Genomic DNA, 23,506 nt, shown 5'->3' on the forward strand with positions numbered 1-23,506 from the left:
CGCGCGGCATCTGCGTATAGAGCAGGGCGCAACGGCGCGGCCTCAAGCCTGCGTCTTTCCAGATCCTCGCACCGGGAGCCCGCAACGTGACCCGAGCCTTCCTGTCGTTTTTCGGCGGCCTGTTCAGCTTTCTCCTGCTGGGTGCCTTCTTCGGCGCCTTGACGGCGGGGGGCGTGATCTGGGCCTATTCGCACGACCTGCCCTCGACCGAGCAGCTTGCGAATTACTCGCCGCCGATGATCAGCCGGGTCTATTCGGGCGAAGGCGCAATGATGGACGAATTCGCCCGCGAGCGTCGTCTGTTCACCCCCATCGAGGACATGCCGCCGCTGCTGCGACAGGCCTTCATCTCGGCCGAAGACCGGTTCTTCTACGAACATCAGGGCTTTAACCCGTTGGCCATCGTCTCGGCGGCGCGGGATGCGCTGGTGTCGGGCGGGCGCAACATGCGCGGGGCCTCGACGATCACGCAGCAGGTGATGAAGAACTTCCTGCTGTCCTCGGACCGGACGATCGAGCGCAAGATCCGCGAGATCATCCTCGCCTTCCGGGTCGAGCAGACGCTGTCGAAGGATGAGATCCTCGAGCTGTATCTCAACGAGATCTTCCTCGGGCAGAACTCGTTCGGGGTGACGGCCGCGGCCCAGACATATTTCAACAAGACTCTGGAGGAACTCAGCATCGAGGAAATGGCCTTTCTCGCCGCGCTGCCGCAGGCGCCGTCGCAGTATCACCCCGTCCGCGCGCGCGAGCGGGTGACCCAGCGCCGCGACTGGATCATCGGTCAGATGGCCGAGAACGGCTATATCACGCAGGAGCAGGCCGAAGAGGCGCGCAGCCGTCCGCTGCTGACAGTGCAATCGGGCGATATCCCGCCCTTCCGCCAAAGCCTGCCCGAGCGCGATTATTTCTCGGACGAGATCCGCCGCCAGCTGTCTTCGTCCTTCGGCGAGGAGGAATTCTTCACCGGCGGCCTGACGATCCGTGCGACGGTGAACCCCGATCTGCAGATCGTCGCCGCCCATGCCCTGCAGCGCGCGCTGGAAAGCTACGACCGGGGCCGCGGCGAATGGCGGGGCACCGGCATCACGCTGGAGCCCGCGCAATACGCCACCGAGGAGGCTTGGCGCGAGGCGCTGGCGGGGACCAACCTCGCGCGGGACATCACGCTCGACAATCCGTGGCATCCCGCCGTGGTGCTGGAGGTCACGCCCGATGTGGCGCGCGTCGGCATCGAGGGGGTCGAGGGGATCAACCAGATCGACCGGCCGGACATCAACTGGCTGCCCGGATCGCTGGCGGACACCCTTACCGTCGGTGACGTCGTCTATGTCCGCGCCATCACCGCCAACGACGGCAGCTTCCAGCGCTGGTCGCTGCGCCAGATCCCGGAAGTGCAGGGCGGCTTCATGGCGATGGACGTGAACACCGGCCGCGTGATCGCCATGCAGGGCGGCTTCAGCTATCAGGCCTCGTCCTTCAACCGGGCGACGCAGGCGCAACGGCAGCCGGGCTCCAGCTTCAAACCCTTCGTCTATGCCGCCGCGCTGGATTCGGGCTTTACCCCGGCGACGATCATCATCGACGCCCCCATCGAGATCGACACCGGCGAGGGCATCTGGCGCCCGTCGAATGCCGGTGGCGATTACCTCGGGCCGACGCCGATGCGCACCGGGATCGAGCAGTCGCGCAACCTGATGACCGTGCGTCTGGCGCAGGAAGTCGGCATGGACGTGGTCGCCGGCTATGCCGAGCGTTTCGGTGTCTACGACCGCCTGCAACCGTTCCTTGCCAACTCGCTCGGTGCGCAGGAAACCACGCTGTTCCAAGTAGTTGCCGCCTACGCGATGTTCGCCAACGGCGGCGAGCGCGTGGAGCCCACGCTGGTCGACCGGGTGCAGGACCGCTGGGGCCGGACGATCTATCGCCATGACCAGCGCCGCTGCGTCGAATGCACCGAGCCCGATCTGCCCGCCGGTCAGGCGCCGTGGATCGCCTCCGAGCGTCAGCGCGTGATGGACCCGATCACCGCCTATCAGCTGACCTCGATGATGCAGGGCGTGGTCCAGCGCGGCACGGCCTCGGGCGCGATCCGCCTGCCGGTGCCGATCGCCGGCAAAACCGGCACCACCAACGACGCGCGCGACGTGTGGTTCGTGGGCTTCTCCTCGACCGTCGTGGCGGGCTGCTACATCGGCTATGACCGCCCGCGCACGCTGGGCCGTCGGGCCTCGGGCGGCGGGATCTGCGCGCCGGTGTTCCAGGAATTCATGGAGCAGGCGATTCAGGAATACGGTGGTGGTCGCTTCGCCGTGCCGCCGGGCGGCCATTTCATCACCATCGACCGGCATACCGGCGAACGTGTCGGCGAAGGCTCGGGTGGCGATACCGTCGCCGAGTATTTCCGCGACGGCGAGGAGCCGGTCTTCGGCATCGACGCGCTGATCGACGGTGGTTTCCAGATGGGCATGTCGCTGCCGGTCTTCGCGCCCGAGATGAACGACGTTCTGGTGACCGAGGATGGCACTGAGATCGGCGTCGCCGCGCCGGGGCAGGGCGAGACCCTCGAAGTGCCTGCTACCACCAACTTCGGCACGCTCTCGGCCGGCGGTCTCTACTGACCCGAGCCGGGCGCGTCACTGGCGCGTCGTGGCGTCACGCTTGCACCCTCTCTCCCCGCGCGGTTTCACTGCGGGCGGGGAGAGACCATCATGATCACGCTGCACCATGCGCCGCAGTCGCGCAGTTTTCGCATCCTTTGGTTCCTGCACGAGGCCGGGCTGGACCACGAGGTTCGTTACCACAGCTTTGGCGGCAAGGGTCTGCGCGACCCAGAGTTCCTGAAGATCTCGCCCGCCGGTCGGGTTCCGGTGCTGGCGGTGGACGGGCTGACGCTCTTCGAATCCGGCGCGATCCTTGAGTATCTCGCCGAGACACGGGCGCCGGCGCTGGCCCGCGCGCCGGGTCATCCCGAGCGCGGCAAGTTCCTGGAATGGCTGCATTACGGCGAGACGCTGGCGCAGCATCTGGCGCAGCTGACCTTCCACCACATCGTCCTGAAGCCCGCCGACCGCAGCCCCGTGGTGCAAAAGCTCGAAGCCCTGCGCCTGCGCCGCGCGCTGGAGGGGATCGAGGCTGCGCTTGAAGGCGACTGGCTGCTGGCGGATTTCTCGGCCGCCGATATCATGACCGGCACCTCTGCCGATCTGGCCCGCCGCTTCGTGCCGCTCGACGGCCTCGACCGGGTTCAGGCCTGGCTTGGCCGCCTCACCGATCGGCCCGCCTATCACCAAGCCCGGGCCGCCGACGGCCCGGCGGAACTCTACCTGAAGGACTTCTACCATGCCTGAGACCGTCGAGATCTTCGAGGTCGGCCCCCGCGACGGGTTGCAGAACGAGAAGCGGCAGATCCCGACCGCCGAGAAGATTGCGCTGGTCGACCTGCTCTCGACCGCCGGCTTCCGCCGCATCGAGGTCGCCAGTTTCGTCTCGCCGAAATGGGTGCCGCAAATGTCTGACAGTGCCGAGGTGCTGGCCGGGATCACGCGCGGGGCCGGGATCTCGTACGCGGCGCTCACGCCCAACATGAAGGGCTACGAGGGGGCCAAGGCCGCGCGGGCCGACGAGATTGCGGTCTTCGCCTCGGCCTCGGAAGGCTTTTCCAAGGCCAACCTCAACTGCACCATCGCCGAGTCGATCGAGCGGTTCCTGCCGATCCTCGACGCCGCGAAAGCCGACGGCATCCCGGTGCGCGGCTATATCTCCTGCGTGACCGATTGCCCCTTCGATGGCGCCACCCCGCCCAAGGCCGTGGCCGATCTGGCCGAGCGCCTGTTAGGGCTGGGCTGCTACGAGGTCAGCCTCGGTGACACGATTGGCAAGGCCACGCCCGAAAGCCTTTCGGCGATGCTGAAGGCCGTGACGCAAGTCGCACCGGCCGCGAAACTGGCCGGGCATTATCACGACACCTCGGGCCGCGCTTGTGACAATATCGAGGCCTCGCTGGGCTTCGGCTTGCGCGTCTTCGACGCCGCGGTTGGCGGGCTTGGCGGCTGCCCCTATGCACCGGGCGCGCAAGGCAATGTCGCGACTGAGGCCGCGATGCAGCGGATTGAAACGCTTGGATATTCGACCGGGCTCGACCGGGCGGTCATCGACCGCGCCGCACAGATGGCCCGCAGCATGAGGGCCATGGCATGAGCTGGCAGACGATCACCCTTTCCACCGATGCGCGTGGCGTGGCGACGCTGACGCTGAACCGGCCGGAAAAGCACAACGCGATGTCCGCCGAGATGATCGACGAGTTGGCCGAAGCCGCAGCGCAACTGGGCGCGGACGACGCCGTTCGCGTGGTGGTGCTGACGGGTGAGGGCAAGAGCTTTTGCGCCGGTGGCGACCTTGGCTGGATGCAGCAGCAGATGGCCGCCTCGGCCTCAGAGCGGGCCGAGGGCGCGCGCCGCCTTGCCGGCATGCTCGGCGCGCTGAACGCGCTGCCGAAGCCGGTGATCGGTCGCATTCAGGGCCCTGCCTATGGCGGCGGGATCGGCTTGATCTCCGTCTGCGACGTGGCCATTGGCGCTAATAGTGGACGGTTCGGCCTGACCGAGACGCGCCTCGGCCTGATCCCGGCCACCATCGGCCCCTATGTGCTGGCCCGGATGGGCGAGGCGATGGCGCGTCGTGTCTTCATGTCCGCCCGCCTGTTCGGGGCGGATGAGGCCGTGACGCTGGGCCTTCTGGCCAAGGCCGTGCCCGAGGCCGATCTCGATGCCGCTGTCGAGGCCGAGGTTGCGCCCTATCTGAGCTGCGCCCCCGGTGCTGTCGCGTCGGCAAAGGCGCTGGCGCTGCGGCTTGGCGGCGGCATCACCGAGGCCGATATCGACCATTCCATCGGCCAGCTCGTGGCACGCTGGGAAAGCGCGGAAGCGGGGGAGGGTATCGCCGCCTTCTTCGCCAAACGCAAACCATCGTGGCAGGGCTGATCGCCCTTTCACCTTGTTGGAAATACTCAAGGAACCCGTCACCGCCCTTTGACCACGAAAGGGAATGCGCTTGAGGGGGGTACGGGGGGCTCAGCCCCCCGCCCACCCCAAACGGGAGGGGCTGGATCTTCGATCCTGCGCCCGACGGGCGGGAGGGCTCACCCGGCCTCTGGTCCCGCCGTCCAGACGATCACGCTGAGTCGGAACAGCCCGATGCCCGGCCGCTCTCATGCCGCAGGGCAGCGATGCAGGGTGCGGAAATCTGGTATCCATTTGCATACCGCTGGCGAAAACCTTGAAATCAAGCTCTTGCTTACCATCCCCTTCGGTTGACCCGCGCGGCGGGCGGGAGTAAACGAGGCATCGAGCCAACTTAAGCTGCGACCGGCCTCGCGGACGCCAAAGGAGCCACCCTTGGACGACCTCCTCCGAGATTATCTCCCCATCATCATCTTTCTGGGAATCGCGATTGCGCTTGGCCTCGTGCTGATGCTCTCGGCGATGGTCATTGCCGTGCGCAATCCGGACCCGGAAAAGGTCTCGGCCTATGAATGCGGGTTCAATGCCTTCGACGACGCGCGGATGAAATTCGACGTGCGCTTCTATCTGGTGTCGATCCTGTTCATCATCTTCGACCTCGAGATCGCCTTCCTGTTCCCCTGGGCCGTGGCCTTCGGTGACATGAGCATGGTCGCCTTCTGGTCGATGATGACCTTCCTCGCCGTGCTGACCGTCGGCTTCGCCTACGAATGGAAGAAAGGGGCTCTCGAATGGGAGTGATGACCGGAGCCAACACCGCCGGCGCCGACCGTGAGGTCGCCACCGCGGCCCTGAACGCCGAGCTTCAGGACAAGGGCTTCCTGCTGACCACCACGGCCGACATCATCAACTGGGCGCGCAACGGCTCGCTGCACTGGATGACCTTCGGTCTGGCCTGCTGCGCCGTCGAGATGATGCAGACCTCGATGCCGCGCTATGACCTCGAACGTTTCGGCACCGCACCGCGCGCCTCTCCGCGCCAGTCGGACCTGATGATCGTCGCCGGCACCCTGACCAACAAGATGGCCCCCGCGCTGCGCAAGGTCTACGACCAGATGCCCGAGCCGCGTTACGTCATCTCGATGGGCAGCTGCGCCAATGGCGGCGGCTATTACCATTATTCGTATTCGGTGGTGCGCGGCTGCGACCGCATCGTGCCCGTGGACATCTATGTTCCCGGCTGCCCGCCGACGGCCGAGGCGCTGCTCTACGGCATCCTGCAGCTGCAGCGGAAGATCCGCCGCACCGGCACCCTGATCCGCTGAGGACCCGCCCATGCCGATGAACGAACTCTCCGACTACATCACCGCCAAGCAGGCGGATGCCGTTGTCGAGACCAAGGTGGCCTTCGGCGAGCTGACGGTCACCGTCACCGCCGCCGCGCTGCCCGCTTTCGTCCGTTTCCTGAAGACCGATGAGACCTGCAAGTTCTCGTCGCTCGTCGACATCACCGCCGTCGATCACCCGGAGCGCCGCGCGCGCTTCGACGTGGTCTACCATTTCCTCAGCATGTACCGGAACCAGCGCATCCGCGTGAAAGCCGTCGTGCGTGAAGACGAGATGGTCCCCTCGATCGTCGAGGAGCATCCCTCGGCCAATTGGTTCGAGCGTGAAGTCTTCGACATGTTCGGCATCCTGTTCTCGGGCCACCCGGACCTGCGCCGCATCCTGACGGATTACGGTTTCCAGGGCTTCCCGCTGCGCAAGGACTTCCCGACCACCGGCTATGTCGAGGTTCGCTATGACGAAGCCGCCAAGCGCGTCGTCTACGAGCCGGTGAAACTGGTGCAGGACTACCGCCAGTTCGACTTCATGTCGCCCTGGGAAGGCGCGAATTACATTCTGCCCGGCGACGAGAAGAAGACGGGCGCGTAACGACCGGGGAGCGGGCACCTCTGCTGCCCGGCCCGGCGAACAGGTTTTGCGACGGAGGTTGCAGCGATGATGGACGGATCCAAAGGTTTCACTGACGCCCAGACGGGCGAGCAGAAGATCCGCAACTTCAACATCAACTTCGGGCCTCAGCACCCGGCGGCACACGGCGTGCTGCGTCTGGTGCTGGAACTCGACGGCGAGATCGTCGAGCGGTGTGACCCGCATATCGGCCTGCTGCACCGCGGCACCGAAAAGCTGATGGAAAGCCGCACCTATCTGCAGAACCTGCCGTATTTCGACCGCCTCGACTATGTGGCGCCGATGAACCAGGAACATGCCTGGTGTCTGGCGATCGAGCGTCTGACCGGCACCCCGGTGCCGCGTCGTGCCTCGCTGATCCGCGTTCTGTACTCGGAAATCGGCCGGATCCTGAACCACCTGCTGAACGTGACCACGCAGGCCATGGACGTGGGCGCGCTGACGCCGCCGCTCTGGGGCTTCGAGGAACGCGAAAAGCTGATGATCTTCTACGAGCGGGCCTGTGGCGCGCGCCTGCACTCGGCCTATTTCCGGCCGGGCGGCGTGCATCAGGACCTGACGCCGCAGCTGATCGACGACATCGAAGCCTGGGCCGAGGCCTTCCCGCAGGCTCTGGACGACATCGACACGCTGCTGACCGAGAACCGGATCTTCAAGCAGCGCAACGCCGATATCGGCATCATCACCGAGGAAGAGATCCAGCAATGGGGCTTCTCGGGCGTGATGGTGCGCGGCTCGGGTCTGGCTTGGGACCTGCGTCGCTCGCAGCCCTATGAATGCTACGACGAGTTCGATTTCCGCATTCCCGTCGGCAAGAACGGCGATTGTTATGACCGTTACCTGTGCCGCATGGCCGAGATGCGCGAGTCGACCTCGATCATCCGTCAGGCCATCGCCAAGCTGCGCGCGCCCGAAGGGCAGGGCGATGTGCTGGCGCGCGGCAAGGTCACCCCGCCGAAACGCGGTGAGATGAAGACCTCGATGGAAGCGCTGATCCATCACTTCAAGCTCTATACCGAGGGCTTCCACGTCCCCGCCGGCGAGGTCTACGCCGCCGTCGAGGCGCCGAAGGGCGAATTCGGCGTCTATCTCGTGGCCGATGGCACCAACAAACCCTACCGCGCCAAGCTGCGCGCGCCGGGCTACCTGCACCTGCAGGCGATGGACCATGTCGCGAAGGGCCACCTGCTGGCCGACGTCGCGGCGCTGATCGGCACCATGGACATCGTGTTCGGCGAGGTCGATCGGTGAACTATCGCGTCCCGGCCCTGATGATGACCCTGATGCTGGCGGCTGCGCCGGCATCGGCCTTCACGCCTGAGCGTGCGGGTCTCTTGGTCGATGCCATCCGGGCCAACGACTGCGCCATGCATGGCGACGAGGCGGGGGCGGCCCTCGGTCCCCTCGGCCTTGAACCCGTCGAGGTGCAGGCCTTCGTCGACACGCTGTACGGCGCCGGTCTGGTGACCCTGTCGGAAGACATGGCCACGCTGCGTCTGGCCCCGATGCTGTGCGAAGCCGAAGCCGAGGCCTCGATGGCGATGATCGTCGAAGCCTTTGCCGCGCAGGAGCCCTCGATCGAGCCTTGGCTTCCTGAGTTCACGCCCGCGCGTGGGGCCGAGCTGATCGCCGCGATCCGCGCCGAGGATTGCACGTTGTCCGACGCCCGCGCGCAGGAAATGCTGCCGGGTCTGGGTTTCACGCCCATCGAGACGCGCGACATCGTGGCCGTTCTGGTCGACGGCGAGATGGCCGGCGTCAATGACGACGGCAGCGAGCTTGTGCTTGCCGACGCAACCTGCGACAGCACGCCCGAAGCCGATGCAGAGGCCCTCGCGGCGCTGATCGACAGCTGGGCCGAGCGTCATCCGACCCCTGAGGTCGTCATCGAGCAAGGGGTGACGGAATGACCCGCGCCCCCGCCCTTATGCCCGCCTCTGCGGGTCCGTTTCTTCCGGCGTCCGGCCGGACCCAGTCAGGAGCCCTTTGATGCTACGTCGTCTGCATCACGAACAGCCCGCGAGCTTCGAGTTCACGCCCGCCAACCTCGACTGGGCGAAGGGTCAGATCAGCAAGTATCCCGAGGGTCGTCAGGCCTCGGCGATCATTCCGCTGCTGTGGCGCGCGCAAGAGCAGGAGGGCTGGCTGAGCCGTCCCGCCATCGAACATGTCGCCGACATGCTGGGCATGGCGCATATCCGCGCGCTGGAAGTGGCGACCTTCTACTTCATGTTCCAACTGCAGCCGACGGGTTCGGTCGCGCATATCCAGGTCTGTGGCACCACGACCTGCATGATCTGCGGCGCCGAGGACCTGATCTCGATCTGCAAGGACAAGATCGCCACCTCGGCCCATGCGCTGTCGGCTGACGGCAAGTTCTCGTGGGAAGAGGTCGAGTGCCTTGGCTCCTGTTCGAACGCGCCGATGGTGCAGATCGGCAAGGACTATTACGAAGACCTGACCGCCGAGAAATTCACCTGGATCCTCGACGAGCTGGCCGCCGGCCGCGTGCCCACCCCGGGCCCGCAGAACGGCCGTTTCGGCGCCGAGGCCAAGGGTGGCCAGACCACGCTGAAGAACGGCCCGGCCGACGAGCAGTACAACGCCTCGGTCGCCAATGCCGTTCGCATCGGCGATGGCATCAAGCGCATCGACGGCACCGAAGTGCCGCTGCTGACCCCGTGGCTGAACCGCGATGAAAAGCCGCTGCCGTCGCGTGCCGATGGCAAGCCGGTCTCGTCGCGTCTGGGCAAGGCCCCGGTCGAGACGAAGCAGCCGATCCCGGCGGAAGTCGCGGGTCAGGCCCCGGCCCAGCCCGAGGCCGCTGCTGCCGCCGTGCAGCCGGAAGCCGACGCCGCGACCGCCGCCGCCGCCAACGTGGCCGAGGCTGACCGCAAGCGTCCCGCCGCGCTGGAAGGCGCCCGCGATGGCAAGGCGGATGACCTCAAGCGCATCAAGGGTATCGGTCCGAAACTGGAGCTTCTGTGCCAGTCGATGGGCTTTTATCATTTCGACCAGATCGCCGGCTGGTCGGCCGAGGAGATCGCTTGGGTCGATGCCAACCTCGAAGGCTTCAAAGGCCGCGTGACCCGCGACGACTGGGTCGGGCAGGCGAAGAAGCTGGCCGCTGGCGAAGAGACGGAATTCTCGGCGCGCGTCGACAAGGGCGACGTGTACTGAGGCTTTAGGACAAGGGACGACAGGGGACCATGGACCGCAACACGCAGAAAGCCTCGCAGGGACGACAGGGGCGCTTTATTGCGCTGCTGATCGCCGCGACCGGCATCCTGTATGTTCTGGCCCTGGCCCTGGGGGACCAGCTGGGGTGGACCCAGCGGACCCTGGCTTTCTTCGACCTGGCGGCATTGGCCGGGTTCGCGATGGCCCTGTGGCTGTTATTCGGGCTCTGGCGGTCGCGCCGGAACACCCTCGACTCGAAGGATTGAGCGACGATGCTGAAGGATCAGGACCGGATCTTCACCAACCTCTACGGGATGTATGACCGCTCGCTGGCGGGTGCGATGTCGCGTGGGCATTGGGACGGCACCAAGGACATCATCGGCAAGGGCAAGGACTGGATCATCAACGAGATGAAGCAGTCCGGTCTGCGCGGCCGTGGTGGCGCGGGCTTCCCGACCGGCCTCAAGTGGTCCTTCATGCCGAAGGAAAGCGACGGCCGTCCGCATTACCTCGTCATCAACGCCGACGAATCCGAGCCCGCGACCTGCAAGGACCGCGAGATCATGCGCCACGATCCGCATACGCTGATCGAAGGCGCACTGATTGCCTCCTTCGCGATGGGCGCGCATGCGGCCTATATCTACATCCGGGGCGAATACATCCGCGAGCGCGAGGCCCTGCAGGCCGCGATCGACGAATGCTATGACAATGGCCTTCTGGGCAAGAACGCCGCCAAGTCGGGCTGGGATTTCGATCTCTACCTGCACCACGGCGCCGGCGCCTATATCTGCGGCGAAGAGACCGCGCTGATCGAGAGCCTCGAGGGCAAGAAGGGCATGCCGCGCATGAAGCCGCCGTTCCCGGCGGGCGCGGGCCTCTATGGTTGCCCGACCACGGTGAACAACGTGGAATCGATCGCCGTCGCGCCGACCATCCTGCGCCGTGGCGCCAGCTGGTTCGCCAGCTTCGGCCGCCCGAACAACGCGGGTACCAAGCTGATGGCGCTGACCGGCCATGTGAACACCCCCTGCGTATTCGAGGAATCGATGTCGATGACCGTGCGCGAGATCATCGAGACGCATGGCGGCGGCATCCGGGGCGGCTGGGACAACCTCAAGGCCATCATTCCGGGCGGGGCCTCGTGCCCGATCCTGCCGAAAGAGAAACTCGAAGACGCGATCTTCGACTTTGACTGGATGCGCGAGAACCAATCGTCCTTCGGCACCGGCTGCATGATCGTCATGGACAAGTCCACCGACGTCGTGAAAGCTGTCTGGCGCCTGTCGAAGTTCTTCAAGCATGAGAGCTGCGGCCAGTGCACGCCCTGCCGCGAAGGCACCGGCTGGATGATGCGCGTCATGGACCGCCTGATGCGCGGCGAGGCCGAGGTCGAGGAAATCGACATGCTGTTCTCGGTGACGAAGCAGGTCGAAGGCCACACCATCTGCGCGCTCGGTGATGCGGCGGCCTGGCCAATCCAGGGCCTGATCCGCCACTATCGCCACGAGCTTGAAGAGCGTATCCGCGTCAACAAGAACGGCCGTGTCTCGGTCGTTGCCGCCGAGTAAGAGAACCGAGGGTCATCCGCCAGCCATGCGTTTCGCAGCCCGCCATAAAGCTCCCCCTGCATCCCGCCTGATGGCCGGGATCGGCGGCGCTGTGCCGGGCCGCGAAGGCGTGAAGTGGGGGCCGTTCGGCCCTGTGCTAGGGTCCGCGCGCGCCACGGGGCGCGCAACCAAGGATACCCTCATGCACAAGCTCATGCTCTCCGCTCTCGTCTCGGTCACGCTCGGTCTGGGCACCGGTTTCGCCGGCTCGGCCAAGGCCGCCACGCAGGACGAGATCAACGCCACGCTCGGCGCGGACCAGTCGATCTGGTCGGGGCTTTTCACCCTCGCGGTCGCGGACCAGATCCGCACCCATTGCGACAGCATTGAAGCGCGGACCTTCACCGCGACGCGCTTCGTCTATGGCCTCTACAGCCAAGCGCGCGAATACGGCTATTCGCGTGATGAGATCCGGGCGTTCCAGCGCGCCGACAGCACCGAAGCCCGTCTGCGGGCCGAGGTCGGCGCCTATTTCGCCCAGAACGGGGTGCGCGAAGGCGCGCCTGAGACCTATTGCGCGCTCGGCCAGTCCGAGATCGCGGCCGGCAGCGCCGCCGGTGAACTTCTGAGAGCAAGGTAAGCCATGTCAGATCTCCGCAAGATCATCATCGATGGCCGCGAGGTCGAGGTTCATCCGTCGATGACCCTTATCCAGGCCTGCGAAGTCGCGGGTATCGAGGTGCCGCGGTTCTGCTACCACGAGCGCCTGTCGATCGCGGGGAACTGCCGCATGTGCCTCGTGGAAGTTGTCGGTGGGCCTCCCAAGCCCGCCGCCTCCTGCGCGATGCAGGTCAAGGATCTGCGTCCGGGGCCGGAAGGCCAGCCGCCGGTCGTCAAGACCAACTCGCCGATGGTCAAGAAGGCCCGCGAAGGGGTGATGGAGTTCCTGCTCATCAACCACCCGCTGGATTGCCCGATCTGCGATCAGGGTGGCGAATGCGACCTGCAGGACCAGGCGATGGCCTACGGCGTCGACTTCTCGCGCTACCGCGAGCCGAAGCGCGCCTCCGAGGACCTGAACCTCGGGCCGCTCGTCGAGACCCATATGACCCGCTGCATCAGCTGCACGCGCTGCGTTCGCTTCACCTCGGAAGTGGCCGGCATCCTGCAGATGGGCCAGACTGGCCGTGGCGAGGATGCTGAGATCACCTCGTATCTCAACGAGACGCTGAACTCGAACCTGCAGGGCAACATCATCGACCTCTGCCCGGTCGGTGCGCTGGTCTCGAAGCCCTATGCCTTCACCGCCCGTCCGTGGGAACTGACCAAGACCGAAACCATCGACGTGATGGACGCGCTCGGCTCGAACATCCGCGTCGATGTGAAGGGTCGCGAAGTGATGCGCATCGTGCCGCGCAACCATGACGGCGTGAACGAGGAATGGATCTCGGACAAGACGCGCTTCGTCTGGGACGGGTTGAAGCGTCAGCGCCTCGACACGCCCTATATCCGTGAGAACGGCCGCCTGCGCAAAGCCGGCTGGGGCGAGGCGCTCGCGCTGGCCGCGTCGAAGCTGAAAGGTGCGAAGAAGGTTGCGGGTCTGGTCGGCGATCTGGCCTCGACCGAAGCGGCTTTCTCGCTGAAAACGCTGGTTGAATCGCTCGGCGGTTCGGTGGAAGCCCGGGTCGATGGCTCGCGCCTGCCGGCTGGCAACCGCTCCGGTTATGTCGGCAATGTCGCGATCGAAGACATCGATACCGCCAAGGACATCCTGCTGATCGGCACCAACCCGCGCGACGAGGCGCCGGTGCTGAACGCCCGTCTGCGCAAGGCTTGGACCAACGGCGCCAATGTCTCGCTGATCGGCCCGGCCGCAGATCTGACCTTCACCTACACGCATCTTGGCACCGACCGCTCGGCGCTGGCTTCGGCCAAGGTTGCCGAGGGCACGATCGTGATCGTGGGGCAGGGCGCTTTGAACGAGGCTGACGGTCTGGCCGTTCTGGCCGCTGCGCAGGCGCTTTCGGGCCGCGTGCTGGTTCTGCACACTGCTGCGGGCCGTGTCGGCGCGTTGGACGTGGGCGCCGTGACCGAAGGTGGCCTGCTGGCCGCGACCGACGGTGCCGACGTGATCTACAACCTTGGCGCGGACGAGCTGGACATCGATGCCGGCCCCTTCGTGATCTATCAGGGCTCGCATGGCGACCGCGGTGCACACCGCGCCGACCTGATCCTGCCGGGCGCTGCCTACACCGAGGAGAACGGCCTCTTCGTCAACACCGAGGGTCGTCCGCAGCTGGCGCTGCGCGCCGGTTTCGCTCCCGGTGAGGCCAAGGAAAACTGGGCGATCCTGCGCGCTCTGTCGGCCGAAGTTGGCCAGCAGCTGCCTTGGGACAGCCTGAACGCCCTGCGCGCCAAGCTGATCGAGGCCGTGCCGCATCTGGAGCTGATCGACGAAGTGCCCGAGAATGAATGGCAGCCTGTGGCCGCCGACAGCCTCGGGGATGCGACGTTCCGCCCGTATGTCAAAGACTTCTACCTGACCAACCCCATCGCGCGCGCCTCTGGCCTGATGGCCGAGCTGAGCGCCTCGGCGGCCGCGCGCAACGCGCAGCCGATGGCGGCGGAGTAAACCGAATGTGGCGCGCGCCCATCATCTTCACGCTGGCCACGACCCTTTCGGGGTCGATGGCGGGCTGCAGTCCGACTGCAGCCCCCATGGGCGCAGCGGCGATGGGCGCGCCCGAGAATGCCGTTTATCGCGGGGTGCAGACGCAACTCCTCGAAAACGACCTTGTGCATTTCGTGGTGACGATGGAAAACGCGCGCGACGCGTCCGACGCCATCGCCTATGCCCGCTGTGCCGCTGCGCAATATGCGCTGATCCGGGACATGGGTTTTGCGCGCCATGTGCGCACCACGACGCAGAGAACAGAAACGAACGAGGGAACCCTCTGGCAAGCCGACGCGGTCTACACCGTGTCTCCGGCGCTGCCGCGAGGGTCTCGGACGATCGACGCCGAAGTCACGGTCGCCGATTGCACCGAGCAGGGGATACCGACGGTCTGAGGACGAAAAATGGTTGAATTCTTCACAACGAACTATTTCGGGATTTTCCTGCTGATCGTCGGGCAGGTCCTGCTGGTGGTCGTGCCGCTTCTGGTGGCGCTGGCTTTCCTGATGTACGCCGACCGCAAGATCTGGGCCGCCGTGCAGATGCGCAAGGGCCCGAACGTGGTGGGCGTCTTCGGCCTGCTGCAGAGCTTCGCCGACTTCATCAAATACATCGTCAAGGAAGTCGTCTTCCCGGCCGGTGCCGACCGCTTCGTCTTCCTGATGGCGCCGATGGTCACCTTGGTCTGTGCGCTTATCGCCTGGGCTGTCATCCCCTTTAATGAAGGGTGGGTGCTGTCGAATATCAATGTCGCCATCCTTTACGTTTTCGCGATCTCGTCGCTGGAAGTGTATGGCGTGATCATGGGCGGCTGGGCGTCGAACTCGAAGTATCCGTTCTTGGGCTCGCTCCGTTCGGCCGCGCAGATGATCTCGTACGAGGTCTCGATCGGCCTGATCATCATCGGCGTGATCATCTCGACGGGCTCGATGAACCTGACGGATATCGTGCATGCCCAGTCGGGCGACTACGGGTTGCTGAACTGGTATTTCATCCCGCACCTGCCGATGATGTTCCTGTTCCTGATCTCGGCACTGGCCGAGACCAACCGCCCGCCCTTCGACCTTCCGGAAGCGGAATCGGAACTGGTGGCCGGCTACCAGGTCGAATATTCGTCGACGCCCTTCCTGCTGTTCATGATCGGCGAGCTGGTCGCGGTCGTGCTGATGTGCGCGCTGATCTCGCTGCTGTTCTTCGGCGGCTGGCTGAGCCCGATCCCGGGTCTTCCCGATGGCATCCATTGGATGATCATCAAGATGCTGGGCGCGTTCTTCGTCTTCTCGATGGTGAAGGCCATCGTCCCGCGCTACCGCTACGACCAGCTGATGCGGATCGGCTGGAAGGTCTTCCTGCCGATGTCGCTGGGTTGGGTCGTGCTGGTGGCGTTCCTTGCCAAATTCGAAGTGCTTGGCGGCTTCTGGGCCCGCTGGGCGATTGGGGGCTGACATGAGCCAGATCGATTATACCCGTGCGGTCAAATACTTCCTGCTGGTCGACTTCTTCAAAGGGTTCGGCATTGGCCTGCGGTATTTCTTCAAGCCGAAAGCCACGCTGAACTACCCGCACGAGAAGGGCCCGCTGTCGCCGCGTTTCCGTGGTGAGCACGCGCTGCGCCGCTATCCGAACGGGGAAGAGCGTTGCATCGCCTGCAAGCTGTGCGAGGCGATCTGCCCGGCACAGGCGATCACCATCGACGCGGAACCCCGCGATGACGGCTCGCGCCGCACGACGCGCTACGACATCGACATGACGAAATGCATCTATTGCGGCTTCTGTCAGGAAGCCTGCCCGGTGGATGCGATCGTCGAAGGCCCGAACTTCGAATTCGCGACGGAAACCCGCGAAGAGCTGTTCTACGACAAGGCCAAGCTGCTGGCGAACGGCGACCGTTGGGAAGCCGAGATCGCGCGCAACCTCGAACTCGACGCCCCTTACCGCTGAGGACCGGATGACCGAAGCTTACACCAAGATGTTCCAGCAGATGATGGAGAGCTCGCAGGAAATGCTGCGGGCCTTCAACCCGGCGCTGGAGAACATCTCGGCCGCGAGCTTCGAGAAGATGTTCCCCACCATGTCCAAGGACATGATGGAGATGTGGTTCGGCAAGACCTTCAACCGTGAGGGTCTCGACGCCAAGACGCGGCTTTTGGTGACCATCGGCGCGTTGACCGTGCTGGGGGCCCAGGCAGAGCCGCAATTCAAACTGACCGTGCGCCACGCCCTCGAGGCGGGGGCCACGGAACGCGAGATCGCCGAGGTGATCTGGCAGATGAGCATGTTCGGCGGCCTGCCCGCCATGCAGAAGGCGCTGGAACTGGCCCAGGGCGTTTTTGCAGAAACCAAGGAGAAGGACGCATGAGCGTTGCCGATTTTGCCTTCTATGCCTTCGCCATCGTGGCGGTGGTCGCAGGCCTGCTGGTGGTGGTCGCCAAGAACCCCGTGCATTCGGTGCTCTGGCTGATCCTCACCTTCCTGTCTTCGGCCGGGCTCTTCGTGCTGCTGGGCGCGGAATTCCTCGCCATGCTGCTGATGATCGTCTATGTCGGCGCGGTGGCGGTGCTGTTCCTGTTCGTGGTGATGATGCTCGATATCGACTTTGCCGAGCTGAAGGCCGAGATGGCCCGCTACTTCCCGCTGGCCGCTGTGGTCGGCGTCGTCATCCTGATGCAGCTGACGCTTCTCTACGGCGCCTGGACCCAGGCCGAAGGCGCCGAGGGTCTGCGCCGCGCAATCGCGCCGGATGCTGTCCAGGTCGACAACGCCCGCGCGCTGGGTCTGATCATTTTCGACCAGTATTTCATCCTGTTCCAGCTGGCCGGCCTGGTGCTGCTGGTGGCCATGATCGGCGCCATCGTGCTGACGCTGCGCCATCGCACCGACGTCAAGCGCCAGAACGTGCTGCAGCAGATGTGGCGCGATCCGGCCAAGGCGATGGAGCTGAAAGACGTGAAACCGGGGCAGGGGCTTTAAGCCCGGCCCGCCGCACGCCCCATTTGCGGTGCGCGGCACAGACAGACACCACGGCGGGCCTTTCTGTCCGCCGAAAACGAAGAAGACGGGCCCCATGCCCGGAGGGACTGAACGATGGTGGGACTTGAACATTACCTGACGGTGGCGGCGGCGCTGTTCGTCATCGGGATTTTCGGCATCTTCCTGAACCGCAAGAACGTGATCGTCATCCTGATGTCGATCGAACTGATCCTGCTGTCGGTGAACATCAACCTTGTGGCCTTCTCCAGCCACATGGGGGATCTGGTCGGGCAGGTGTTCACGATGTTCGTCCTGACCGTCGCGGCCGCTGAAGCCGCCATCGGGCTTGCGATCCTCGTCACCTTCTTCAGAAACCGCGGCACGATCGACGTCGAAGACGTCAACGTGATGAAAGGCTGAGGGCCATGGCAACCATTCTTCTCTTTGCCCCGCTGGTCGGCGCGATCATCTGCGGCTTCTTCTGGCGGGCGATCGGCGAGAAGACCGGCATGGTCCTCGCAACCGCGCTGCTGTTCCTGTCGGCCGCTTTGTCCTGGGTGCTGTTCCTCACCTATGACGGCACCGCCGAGACGATCCACATCCTGCGCTTCATCGACAGCGGCACGCTGGTCGGCGACTGGGCGATCCGCCTCGACCGCCTGACCACGGTGATGCTGATCGTCGTGACCTCGGTCTCGGCCCTCGTGCACCTGTACAGCTTCGGCTACATGGCGCATGACGACAACTGGACCCATGACGAGCACTACCGGGCGCGCTTCTTCGCCTATCTGTCGCTCTTCACCTTCGCCATGCTGATGCTGGTCACGGCCGACAACCTTGTGCAGATCTTCTTCGGCTGGGAAGGCGTGGGCCTCGCGTCCTACCTGCTGATCGGCTTCTACTGGAAGAAACAATCGGCCTCGGCCGCTGCGATGAAGGCCTTCATCGTCAACCGCGTTGGCGACTTCGGCTTCATCATCGGCATCATGATGCTGTACTTCCTGACGGACTCGATCCATTTCGACGACATCTTCCACTCGGCCGAGGCCCTGTCGCAGCAGTCGATCCACTTCCTGTGGACGGACTGGAACGCGCTGGAAGTCGCCTGCTTCTTCCTGTTCATCGGTGCGATGGGTAAATCGGCGCAGCTGTTCCTGCACACCTGGCTGCCGGACGCAATGGAAGGCCCGACCCCGGTGTCGGCGCTGATCCACGCGGCGACCATGGTGACCGCCGGTGTGTTCCTCGTGTCGCGCATGTCGCCGCTGATGAAATATGCCGAGCAGCCCCGCCAGTTCATCGTCATCATCGGCGCCCTGACCGCTTTCTTCGCGGCGACCGTCGGTCTGGTGCAGAACGACATCAAGCGCGTGATCGCCTATTCGACCTGTTCGCAGCTGGGCTACATGTTCGTGGCCGCGGGCGTCGGCGTCTACTCGGTCGCCATGTTCCACCTGCTGACGCACGCCTTCTTCAAGGCGATGCTGTTCCTCGGCGCCGGCTCGGTCATCCACGGGATGCACCACGAGCAGGACATGCGGAACTACGGCGGTCTGCGTCACAAGCTGCCCTATACCTTCTGGGCGATGATGATCGGTACGCTGGCCATTACCGGTGTCGGCATTCCCTTCACCCATATCGGTTTCGCCGGCTTCATCTCGAAGGACGCGATCATCGAGAGTGCCTTCGGCGGTCACGCCTACTTCGCCTTCGCCATGCTGGTCGTGGCGGCCGCGATGACCTCGTTCTACTCGTGGCGCCTGATCTTCCTGACCTTCTTCGGCGCCCCGCGCGGCGATCACCACACCCATGACCACGCGCATGAAAGCCCGATGGTCATGCTGATCCCGCTGGGCCTGCTGGCCATCGGGGCGGTGCTGGCCGGGATGATCTGGTACGATCCGTTCTTCGGCTCGCATGAGAGCGTGCATGTGTACTTCGGCCATTCCATCGCCATGCTGGAATCGAACCACACCCTGCACAACGCGCATGAAGCGCCGTGGTGGGTGAAGGTCTCGCCGTTCATCGCCATGCTGCTGGGTTTCGCGCTGGCCTACCTTTTCTACATCGTGAACCCGCGCCTGCCGAAGCAACTGGCCGAGAACCAGCCGATTGCCTATCGCTTCCTGCTGAACAAGTGGTACTTCGACGAGATCTACGATGCGGTCTTCGTGAAGCCCGCTCTCGCCATCGGCCGCTTCTTCTGGAAGCGCGGTGACGGCAACACGATCGACGGCTTCCTGAACGGTCTGTCGATGGGCTTCATGCCGATGCTCAACCGTATCTATGCCCGTGCGCAATCCGGTTACGTCTATCACTACGCCTTCGCCATGGTGCTCGGCATCGCGGCGCTGGTCACCTACGTCACGCTCTCCGGAGGAGCGCACTGATGCTGAAGCTTCTGTCCATCATCACCTTCCTGCCCGCGGCAGCCGCCCTCGTCGGTGCGTTGATCATCCACGGCGACGACGCGAATGCGCAGCGGCAGTCGAAGCTTCTGGCCCTGTTTGCCACCGGCGCGACCTTCGTGATCTCGCTGATCCTGCTGGCCGGCTTCGACCCTTCGGACACGGGCTTCCAGTTCGTCGAAGAGGCCGAATGGATCCTCGGCCTGAAGTACAAGCTGGGCGTTGACGGGATCTCGGTCCTGTTCGTGATGCTGACCACGTTCCTGATGCCGATCACCATCGGCGCCTGCTGGAACGTGACGCACCGCGTCAAGGAATACATGATCGCCTTCCTGCTGCTCGAGACGCTGATGATCGGCGTGTTCGTGTCGCTGGACATGGTGCTGTTCTACCTCTTCTTCGAGGCCGGCCTGATCCCGATGTTCCTGATCATCGGTATCTGGGGCGGGGCGAACCGCATCTATGCCGCGTTCAAGTTCTTCCTCTACACCTTCATCGGCTCGGTGCTGATGCTGGTGGCGATGATCTACATGTACTCGCAGGCTGGCACGACGGACATCACCGTCCTTCTGACCTATGAGTTCGATGCAGGCCCGATGACCCTTCTGGGGTGGCAGATCACCGGCGGCGTGCAGACGCTGCTGTTCCTCGCCTTCTTCGCCTCCTTCGCGGTGAAGATGCCGATGTGGCCGGTCCACACCTGGCTGCCGGACGCCCACGTTCAGGCCCCGACCGCCGGTTCGGTCGTGCTGGCCGCGGTGCTGCTGAAGATGGGCGGCTACGGCTTCCTGCGCTTCTCGCTGCCGATGTTCCCGGTGGGCTCGGAAGTCCTCGCGCCGATGGTGCTGTGGATGTCCGCCATCGCCATCCTCTACGCCTCGCTCGTCGCGATGGTGCAGGAGGACATGAAGAAGCTGGTGGCTTATTCCTCGGTCGCCCACATGGGCTTCGTGACCATGGGTATCTTCGCGGCCAACCAACAGGGCCTCGACGGTGCGATCTTCCAGATGCTGTCGCACGGCTTTGTCTCGGGCGCGCTGTTCCTTGTGGTGGGCGTGGTCTATGACCGCATCCATACCCGCGACATCGACGCCTATGGCGGCCTCGTGAACCGCATGCCGATCTACGCGACGGCCTTCATGCTCTTCACCATGGCCAACGTCGGCCTGCCGGGCACCTCGGGCTTCGTCGGCGAATTCCTGACCTTCATGGCCGTGTTCCAGGTCAACACCTGGGTCGCCGCCGTCGCCGCGACCGGTGTGATCTTCTCGGCCGGCTATGGCCTGTGGCTCTATCGCCGCGTGGTGTGGGGCCAGCTGATCAAGGACAGCCTGAAGTCGATCACCGACATGGATGCCCGCGAGAAACTGATGTTCGCGCCGCTGGTCGTCATGACCCTGCTGCTCGGCGTCTATCCCTCGCTGATCACCGATGTGATCGGCCCGTCGACCGAGGCGCTCGTCGCCCATTACAACGAGGCGAACGGCATCGACCCGAACGCCCCGGTTGCCACGATGCATGCCGCTTCGGAAGAAGCCGGCCATGGCGCGGCTGCCCATTCTGAGACGGCCCCCGCGGCCGCCAGCCACTGAAAGGCCCGTTTCGATGACCTCGCTTGATCTCTCGATCGCGCTCCCGGAAATCCTGCTGTCGCTCTGGGCGATGGTGGCTCTGATGGCAGGGGCGTATTTCGGCAAGGACCGGCTGGCGCAGGCCCTTACCTGGGCCACGGTGGCGGTGTTCGTCCTGCTCTCGATCTTGATCGGGGTGCAGGAGCCCGTGGCGCAGCAGGCCTTCGGTGGCCTGTTCGTCGCCGACGGCTTCGCGCGCTTCGCCAAGATGGCCATCCTGCTCTCCGGCGCGGCCGTGCTGGTGATGGGGATGGATTACCTCGAACGTACCAAGATGATGAAGTTCGAGTACCCGATCCTCGTGTCGCTGGCGACGGTGGGCATGATGGTCATGGTCTCGGCGCAGGATCTGATCACGCTCTACATGGGGCTTGAGCTGCAATCGCTGGCGCTCTACGTCCTCGCGGCCTTCCGCCGTGACAGCGTGAAGGCCACGGAAGCCGGCCTGAAGTACTTCGTGCTGGGCGCTCTGGCCTCGGGCCTGCTGCTGTACGGCGCGTCGCTGGTCTATGGCTATGCCGGTTCGACCATGTTCGCCGATATTGCCGGCACGATCCACGGCGACCACCTGCCTGTCGGCCTGCTGATGGGTCTGGCCTTCATGCTGGCGGGTCTGGCGTTCAAGGTCTCGGCCGTGCCGTTCCACATGTGGACGCCCGACGTCTACGAGGGTTCGCCGACCCCGGTGACCGCCTTCTTCGCGACCGCCCCGAAAGTGGCCGCGATGGCGCTGCTGGCCCGCGTGACCTTCAACGCCTTCGGCCATGCGCCGGGTGACTGGGGCCAGATCGTCGGCCTGCTGGCGGGTCTGAGCATGATCGTCGGTGCCATCGGTGCACTGGGTCAGGCCAACCTGAAGCGCCTGATGGCCTATTCGTCGATCTCGCACATGGGCTTCGCGCTGCTGGGTGTGACCGCCGGTTCGGAAGCGGGCGTCAAGGCGACCATGCTCTACATGGCGATCTACCTGACCATGTCGATCGGCGTCTTCGCTTTCATGCTGACCATGCGTCGTGACGGCCGTCCGGTGCAGGGCATCTCCGACCTGAACATGCTGTCGAAGTCGCAGCCCCGTCAGGCGCTGGCGCTTCTGGTGCTGATGTTCTCGCTGGCCGGTGTGCCGCCGCTGATCGGCTTCTGGGCGAAATACGCCGTTCTGGCTGCCGCTATTGCCTCGGGCTATGTCGTGCTGGCCGTGGTCGGTGTGATCGGCTCGGTGATCGGCGCCTTCTACTACCTGCGCCTCGTGTACTTCATGTACTTCGGCACCGAGACCGACCCGCTCGACGATGACGGCGTGCCGGCTCAGCGCTGGATGACTCTGGCCGCCGCGCTGATCACCGTGCTGGGCGTGGTGAACCTGTTCGGCATCGAGGGTGCGGCCACCATGGCGGCACAAGCGCTTGTCCACTGACGGCGCCTGGCCCGCGGGCCATGTGAAACGGGTGCTGTCGGAAGTCGACAGCACCATGCTGGAAGCCCAGCGATCGCTCGGCGATCTGACCGGGCCGACCTGGATCCTCGCCCTGCGCCAAACGGCCGGGCGAGGGCGCCGGGGCCGGGCCTGGGTCGATCCCGCCGGGAACTTTGCCGCCACCTTGATCCGCCGTCTGGACGAGCCGCCTGCGCGCCTCGCGCTGCGCAGCTTCGTGGCTGCCTTGGCGCTGCATGACGCGCTGGCCGAGCTGACCGGCCTGCCCGAGGCCTTCGCGCTGAAATGGCCCAATGACGTGCTGCTCAACGGTGGCAAGCTGTCGGGCATCTTGCTGGAAAGTCCGGGGGCAGGGGTGCTGTCCCTCGGCATCGGCGTGAACCTGCGGGCCTCGCCCGAGCCCGATCCCGCCGCCGCCTTCCCGCCGGTGAACCTGCGCAGCGAGACCGGGATCACCCTGCAGCCCGAGGCTTTGCTCGACCGTCTCGCCCCGGCCTTCGACCTCTGGGACCGGCGGCTGCAAACCTATGGGTTCGAGCCTATCCGTACAGCCTTCCTGTCGCGGGTAACGCGTCTCGGCCAGCCGATCATCGCCCGTACCCTGACGGACGAGATCCACGGCACCTTCGACACGATCGACGAAAATGGCTCGCTGGTTCTGCGCACGCAGGACGGCAACCGCGCCATTCCCGCCGCCGATATCTTCTTTCCCTGACTCCTGAGGCCCGC

Annotated in this window: 24 protein-coding genes; all 24 read left to right on the top strand. The window is 64.9% G+C overall.

What is annotated here, in order from left to right:
- Positions 1 to 86 precede the first annotated feature (86 nt).
- Positions 87 to 2,621, top strand: coding sequence for a penicillin-binding protein 1A (locus BCY78_RS00770; protein ID WP_068296429.1), 2,535 nt, complete (start codon positions 87 to 89; stop codon positions 2,619 to 2,621).
- Between the two features lie 90 nt (positions 2,622 to 2,711).
- Positions 2,712 to 3,350 (top strand): glutathione S-transferase family protein, encoded by a 639-nt coding sequence (locus BCY78_RS00775; protein WP_068296430.1) that lies wholly within the window; start codon positions 2,712 to 2,714, stop codon positions 3,348 to 3,350.
- On the top strand, positions 3,343 to 4,200 hold the full coding sequence (locus BCY78_RS00780; RefSeq protein WP_068296431.1) for a hydroxymethylglutaryl-CoA lyase: 858 nt from the start codon (positions 3,343 to 3,345) through the stop codon (positions 4,198 to 4,200). The genes BCY78_RS00775 and BCY78_RS00780 overlap by 8 nt, the downstream gene beginning before the upstream one ends.
- Positions 4,197 to 4,982 carry a crotonase/enoyl-CoA hydratase family protein gene (locus BCY78_RS00785; protein WP_068296433.1) on the top strand — a complete coding sequence of 262 codons (786 nt, stop codon included), beginning with the start codon at positions 4,197 to 4,199 and terminating at the stop codon, positions 4,980 to 4,982. Before BCY78_RS00780 ends, BCY78_RS00785 begins: the two co-directional genes overlap by 4 nt.
- Before the next feature lie 414 nt (positions 4,983 to 5,396).
- Complete coding sequence (locus tag BCY78_RS00790; protein WP_068296438.1) at positions 5,397 to 5,762, top strand: NADH-quinone oxidoreductase subunit A; 366 nt, start codon at positions 5,397 to 5,399, stop codon at positions 5,760 to 5,762.
- Positions 5,753 to 6,286, top strand: coding sequence for an NADH-quinone oxidoreductase subunit B family protein (locus BCY78_RS00795; RefSeq protein WP_199523086.1), 534 nt, complete (start codon positions 5,753 to 5,755; stop codon positions 6,284 to 6,286). The genes BCY78_RS00790 and BCY78_RS00795 overlap by 10 nt, the downstream gene beginning before the upstream one ends.
- A 16-nt stretch (positions 6,287 to 6,302) precedes the next feature.
- Positions 6,303 to 6,896, top strand: coding sequence for an NADH-quinone oxidoreductase subunit C (locus BCY78_RS00800; protein ID WP_083194780.1), 594 nt, complete (start codon positions 6,303 to 6,305; stop codon positions 6,894 to 6,896).
- A 69-nt stretch (positions 6,897 to 6,965) separates the two neighbouring features.
- Entirely contained in the window at positions 6,966 to 8,186 is a 1,221-nt protein-coding gene (locus BCY78_RS00805; protein ID WP_083194781.1) for an NADH-quinone oxidoreductase subunit D, read from the top strand.
- Positions 8,183 to 8,845, top strand: a complete 663-nt coding sequence (locus tag BCY78_RS00810) for a hypothetical protein (protein ID WP_068296454.1) — start codon at positions 8,183 to 8,185, stop codon at positions 8,843 to 8,845. Before BCY78_RS00805 ends, BCY78_RS00810 begins: the two co-directional genes overlap by 4 nt.
- Before the next feature lie 79 nt (positions 8,846 to 8,924).
- Positions 8,925 to 10,115 (top strand): NADH-quinone oxidoreductase subunit E, encoded by a 1,191-nt coding sequence (locus tag BCY78_RS00815; RefSeq protein ID WP_068296457.1) that lies wholly within the window; start codon positions 8,925 to 8,927, stop codon positions 10,113 to 10,115.
- A 29-nt stretch (positions 10,116 to 10,144) separates the two neighbouring features.
- Positions 10,145 to 10,381 carry a DUF5337 domain-containing protein gene (locus BCY78_RS00820; protein ID WP_068296460.1) on the top strand — a complete coding sequence of 79 codons (237 nt, stop codon included), beginning with the start codon at positions 10,145 to 10,147 and terminating at the stop codon, positions 10,379 to 10,381.
- Positions 10,382 to 10,387: 6 nt separating this feature from the next.
- Positions 10,388 to 11,683 carry an NADH-quinone oxidoreductase subunit NuoF gene (nuoF, locus tag BCY78_RS00825; protein WP_068296462.1) on the top strand — a complete coding sequence of 432 codons (1,296 nt, stop codon included), beginning with the start codon at positions 10,388 to 10,390 and terminating at the stop codon, positions 11,681 to 11,683.
- Positions 11,684 to 11,864: 181 nt separating this feature from the next.
- Positions 11,865 to 12,302 carry a DUF5333 domain-containing protein gene (locus BCY78_RS00830; protein WP_083194742.1) on the top strand — a complete coding sequence of 146 codons (438 nt, stop codon included), beginning with the start codon at positions 11,865 to 11,867 and terminating at the stop codon, positions 12,300 to 12,302.
- 3 nt (positions 12,303 to 12,305) lie between these two features.
- Entirely contained in the window at positions 12,306 to 14,294 is a 1,989-nt protein-coding gene (nuoG, locus tag BCY78_RS00835; RefSeq protein ID WP_068296468.1) for an NADH-quinone oxidoreductase subunit NuoG, read from the top strand.
- Between the two features lie 5 nt (positions 14,295 to 14,299).
- Positions 14,300 to 14,731 carry a hypothetical protein gene (locus BCY78_RS00840; protein WP_068296469.1) on the top strand — a complete coding sequence of 144 codons (432 nt, stop codon included), beginning with the start codon at positions 14,300 to 14,302 and terminating at the stop codon, positions 14,729 to 14,731.
- A 9-nt stretch (positions 14,732 to 14,740) separates the two neighbouring features.
- Positions 14,741 to 15,781, top strand: coding sequence for an NADH-quinone oxidoreductase subunit NuoH (nuoH, locus tag BCY78_RS00845; protein WP_068296470.1), 1,041 nt, complete (start codon positions 14,741 to 14,743; stop codon positions 15,779 to 15,781).
- Position 15,782: 1 nt separating this feature from the next.
- Positions 15,783 to 16,277 (top strand): NADH-quinone oxidoreductase subunit NuoI, encoded by a 495-nt coding sequence (nuoI, locus tag BCY78_RS00850; RefSeq protein WP_068296471.1) that lies wholly within the window; start codon positions 15,783 to 15,785, stop codon positions 16,275 to 16,277.
- A gap of 7 nt (positions 16,278 to 16,284) precedes the next feature.
- Entirely contained in the window at positions 16,285 to 16,695 is a 411-nt protein-coding gene (locus BCY78_RS00855) for a carboxymuconolactone decarboxylase family protein (RefSeq protein WP_068296473.1), read from the top strand.
- Entirely contained in the window at positions 16,692 to 17,306 is a 615-nt protein-coding gene (locus BCY78_RS00860; RefSeq protein WP_068296476.1) for an NADH-quinone oxidoreductase subunit J, read from the top strand. Before BCY78_RS00855 ends, BCY78_RS00860 begins: the two co-directional genes overlap by 4 nt.
- 114 nt (positions 17,307 to 17,420) lie before the next feature.
- Positions 17,421 to 17,726: an NADH-quinone oxidoreductase subunit NuoK gene (gene nuoK, locus BCY78_RS00865; protein WP_068296480.1), complete on the top strand. Its 306-nt coding sequence runs from the start codon at positions 17,421 to 17,423 to the stop codon at positions 17,724 to 17,726.
- A gap of 5 nt (positions 17,727 to 17,731) precedes the next feature.
- Positions 17,732 to 19,696 (top strand): NADH-quinone oxidoreductase subunit L, encoded by a 1,965-nt coding sequence (gene nuoL / locus BCY78_RS00870; protein ID WP_068296483.1) that lies wholly within the window; start codon positions 17,732 to 17,734, stop codon positions 19,694 to 19,696.
- Complete coding sequence (locus tag BCY78_RS00875; RefSeq protein ID WP_068296485.1) at positions 19,696 to 21,306, top strand: NADH-quinone oxidoreductase subunit M; 1,611 nt, start codon at positions 19,696 to 19,698, stop codon at positions 21,304 to 21,306. Before nuoL ends, BCY78_RS00875 begins: the two co-directional genes overlap by 1 nt.
- A gap of 13 nt (positions 21,307 to 21,319) precedes the next feature.
- Positions 21,320 to 22,759 (top strand): NADH-quinone oxidoreductase subunit NuoN, encoded by a 1,440-nt coding sequence (nuoN, locus tag BCY78_RS00880; RefSeq protein ID WP_068296488.1) that lies wholly within the window; start codon positions 21,320 to 21,322, stop codon positions 22,757 to 22,759.
- On the top strand, positions 22,749 to 23,492 hold the full coding sequence (locus BCY78_RS00885) for a biotin--[acetyl-CoA-carboxylase] ligase (RefSeq protein WP_068296492.1): 744 nt from the start codon (positions 22,749 to 22,751) through the stop codon (positions 23,490 to 23,492). The genes nuoN and BCY78_RS00885 overlap by 11 nt, the downstream gene beginning before the upstream one ends.
- Positions 23,493 to 23,506: the final 14 nt, after the last annotated feature.

The sequence above is a fragment of the Pararhodobacter sp. CCB-MM2 genome, from assembly GCF_001691415.1.
In the GTDB taxonomy this organism is placed as follows: domain Bacteria; phylum Pseudomonadota; class Alphaproteobacteria; order Rhodobacterales; family Rhodobacteraceae; genus Pararhodobacter.

Excerpts from the sequence above, each read along its gene's own strand:
- nuoK (WP_068296480.1), top strand. The coding sequence starts at position 17,421 with ATGGTGGGACTTGAACATTACCTGACGGTGGCGGCGGCGCTGTTCGTC.
- BCY78_RS00855 (WP_068296473.1), top strand. The coding sequence starts at position 16,285 with ATGACCGAAGCTTACACCAAGATGTTCCAGCAGATGATGGAGAGCTCG.
- BCY78_RS00875 (WP_068296485.1), top strand. The coding sequence starts at position 19,696 with ATGCTGAAGCTTCTGTCCATCATCACCTTCCTGCCCGCGGCAGCCGCC.
- nuoL (WP_068296483.1), top strand. The coding sequence starts at position 17,732 with ATGGCAACCATTCTTCTCTTTGCCCCGCTGGTCGGCGCGATCATCTGC.
- nuoI (WP_068296471.1), top strand. The coding sequence starts at position 15,783 with ATGAGCCAGATCGATTATACCCGTGCGGTCAAATACTTCCTGCTGGTC.
- BCY78_RS00785 (WP_068296433.1), top strand. The coding sequence starts at position 4,197 with ATGAGCTGGCAGACGATCACCCTTTCCACCGATGCGCGTGGCGTGGCG.
- BCY78_RS00860 (WP_068296476.1), top strand. The coding sequence starts at position 16,692 with ATGAGCGTTGCCGATTTTGCCTTCTATGCCTTCGCCATCGTGGCGGTG.
- nuoN (WP_068296488.1), top strand. The coding sequence starts at position 21,320 with ATGACCTCGCTTGATCTCTCGATCGCGCTCCCGGAAATCCTGCTGTCG.
- BCY78_RS00795 (WP_199523086.1), top strand. The coding sequence starts at position 5,753 with ATGGGAGTGATGACCGGAGCCAACACCGCCGGCGCCGACCGTGAGGTC.
- nuoH (WP_068296470.1), top strand. The coding sequence starts at position 14,741 with ATGGTTGAATTCTTCACAACGAACTATTTCGGGATTTTCCTGCTGATC.
- BCY78_RS00800 (WP_083194780.1), top strand. The coding sequence starts at position 6,303 with ATGAACGAACTCTCCGACTACATCACCGCCAAGCAGGCGGATGCCGTT.
- nuoF (WP_068296462.1), top strand. The coding sequence starts at position 10,388 with ATGCTGAAGGATCAGGACCGGATCTTCACCAACCTCTACGGGATGTAT.
- BCY78_RS00780 (WP_068296431.1), top strand. The coding sequence starts at position 3,343 with ATGCCTGAGACCGTCGAGATCTTCGAGGTCGGCCCCCGCGACGGGTTG.
- BCY78_RS00815 (WP_068296457.1), top strand. The coding sequence starts at position 8,925 with ATGCTACGTCGTCTGCATCACGAACAGCCCGCGAGCTTCGAGTTCACG.
- nuoG (WP_068296468.1), top strand. The coding sequence starts at position 12,306 with ATGTCAGATCTCCGCAAGATCATCATCGATGGCCGCGAGGTCGAGGTT.
- BCY78_RS00830 (WP_083194742.1), top strand. The coding sequence starts at position 11,865 with ATGCACAAGCTCATGCTCTCCGCTCTCGTCTCGGTCACGCTCGGTCTG.
- BCY78_RS00805 (WP_083194781.1), top strand. The coding sequence starts at position 6,966 with ATGGACGGATCCAAAGGTTTCACTGACGCCCAGACGGGCGAGCAGAAG.
- BCY78_RS00820 (WP_068296460.1), top strand. The coding sequence starts at position 10,145 with ATGGACCGCAACACGCAGAAAGCCTCGCAGGGACGACAGGGGCGCTTT.
- BCY78_RS00775 (WP_068296430.1), top strand. The coding sequence starts at position 2,712 with ATGATCACGCTGCACCATGCGCCGCAGTCGCGCAGTTTTCGCATCCTT.
- BCY78_RS00840 (WP_068296469.1), top strand. The coding sequence starts at position 14,300 with ATGTGGCGCGCGCCCATCATCTTCACGCTGGCCACGACCCTTTCGGGG.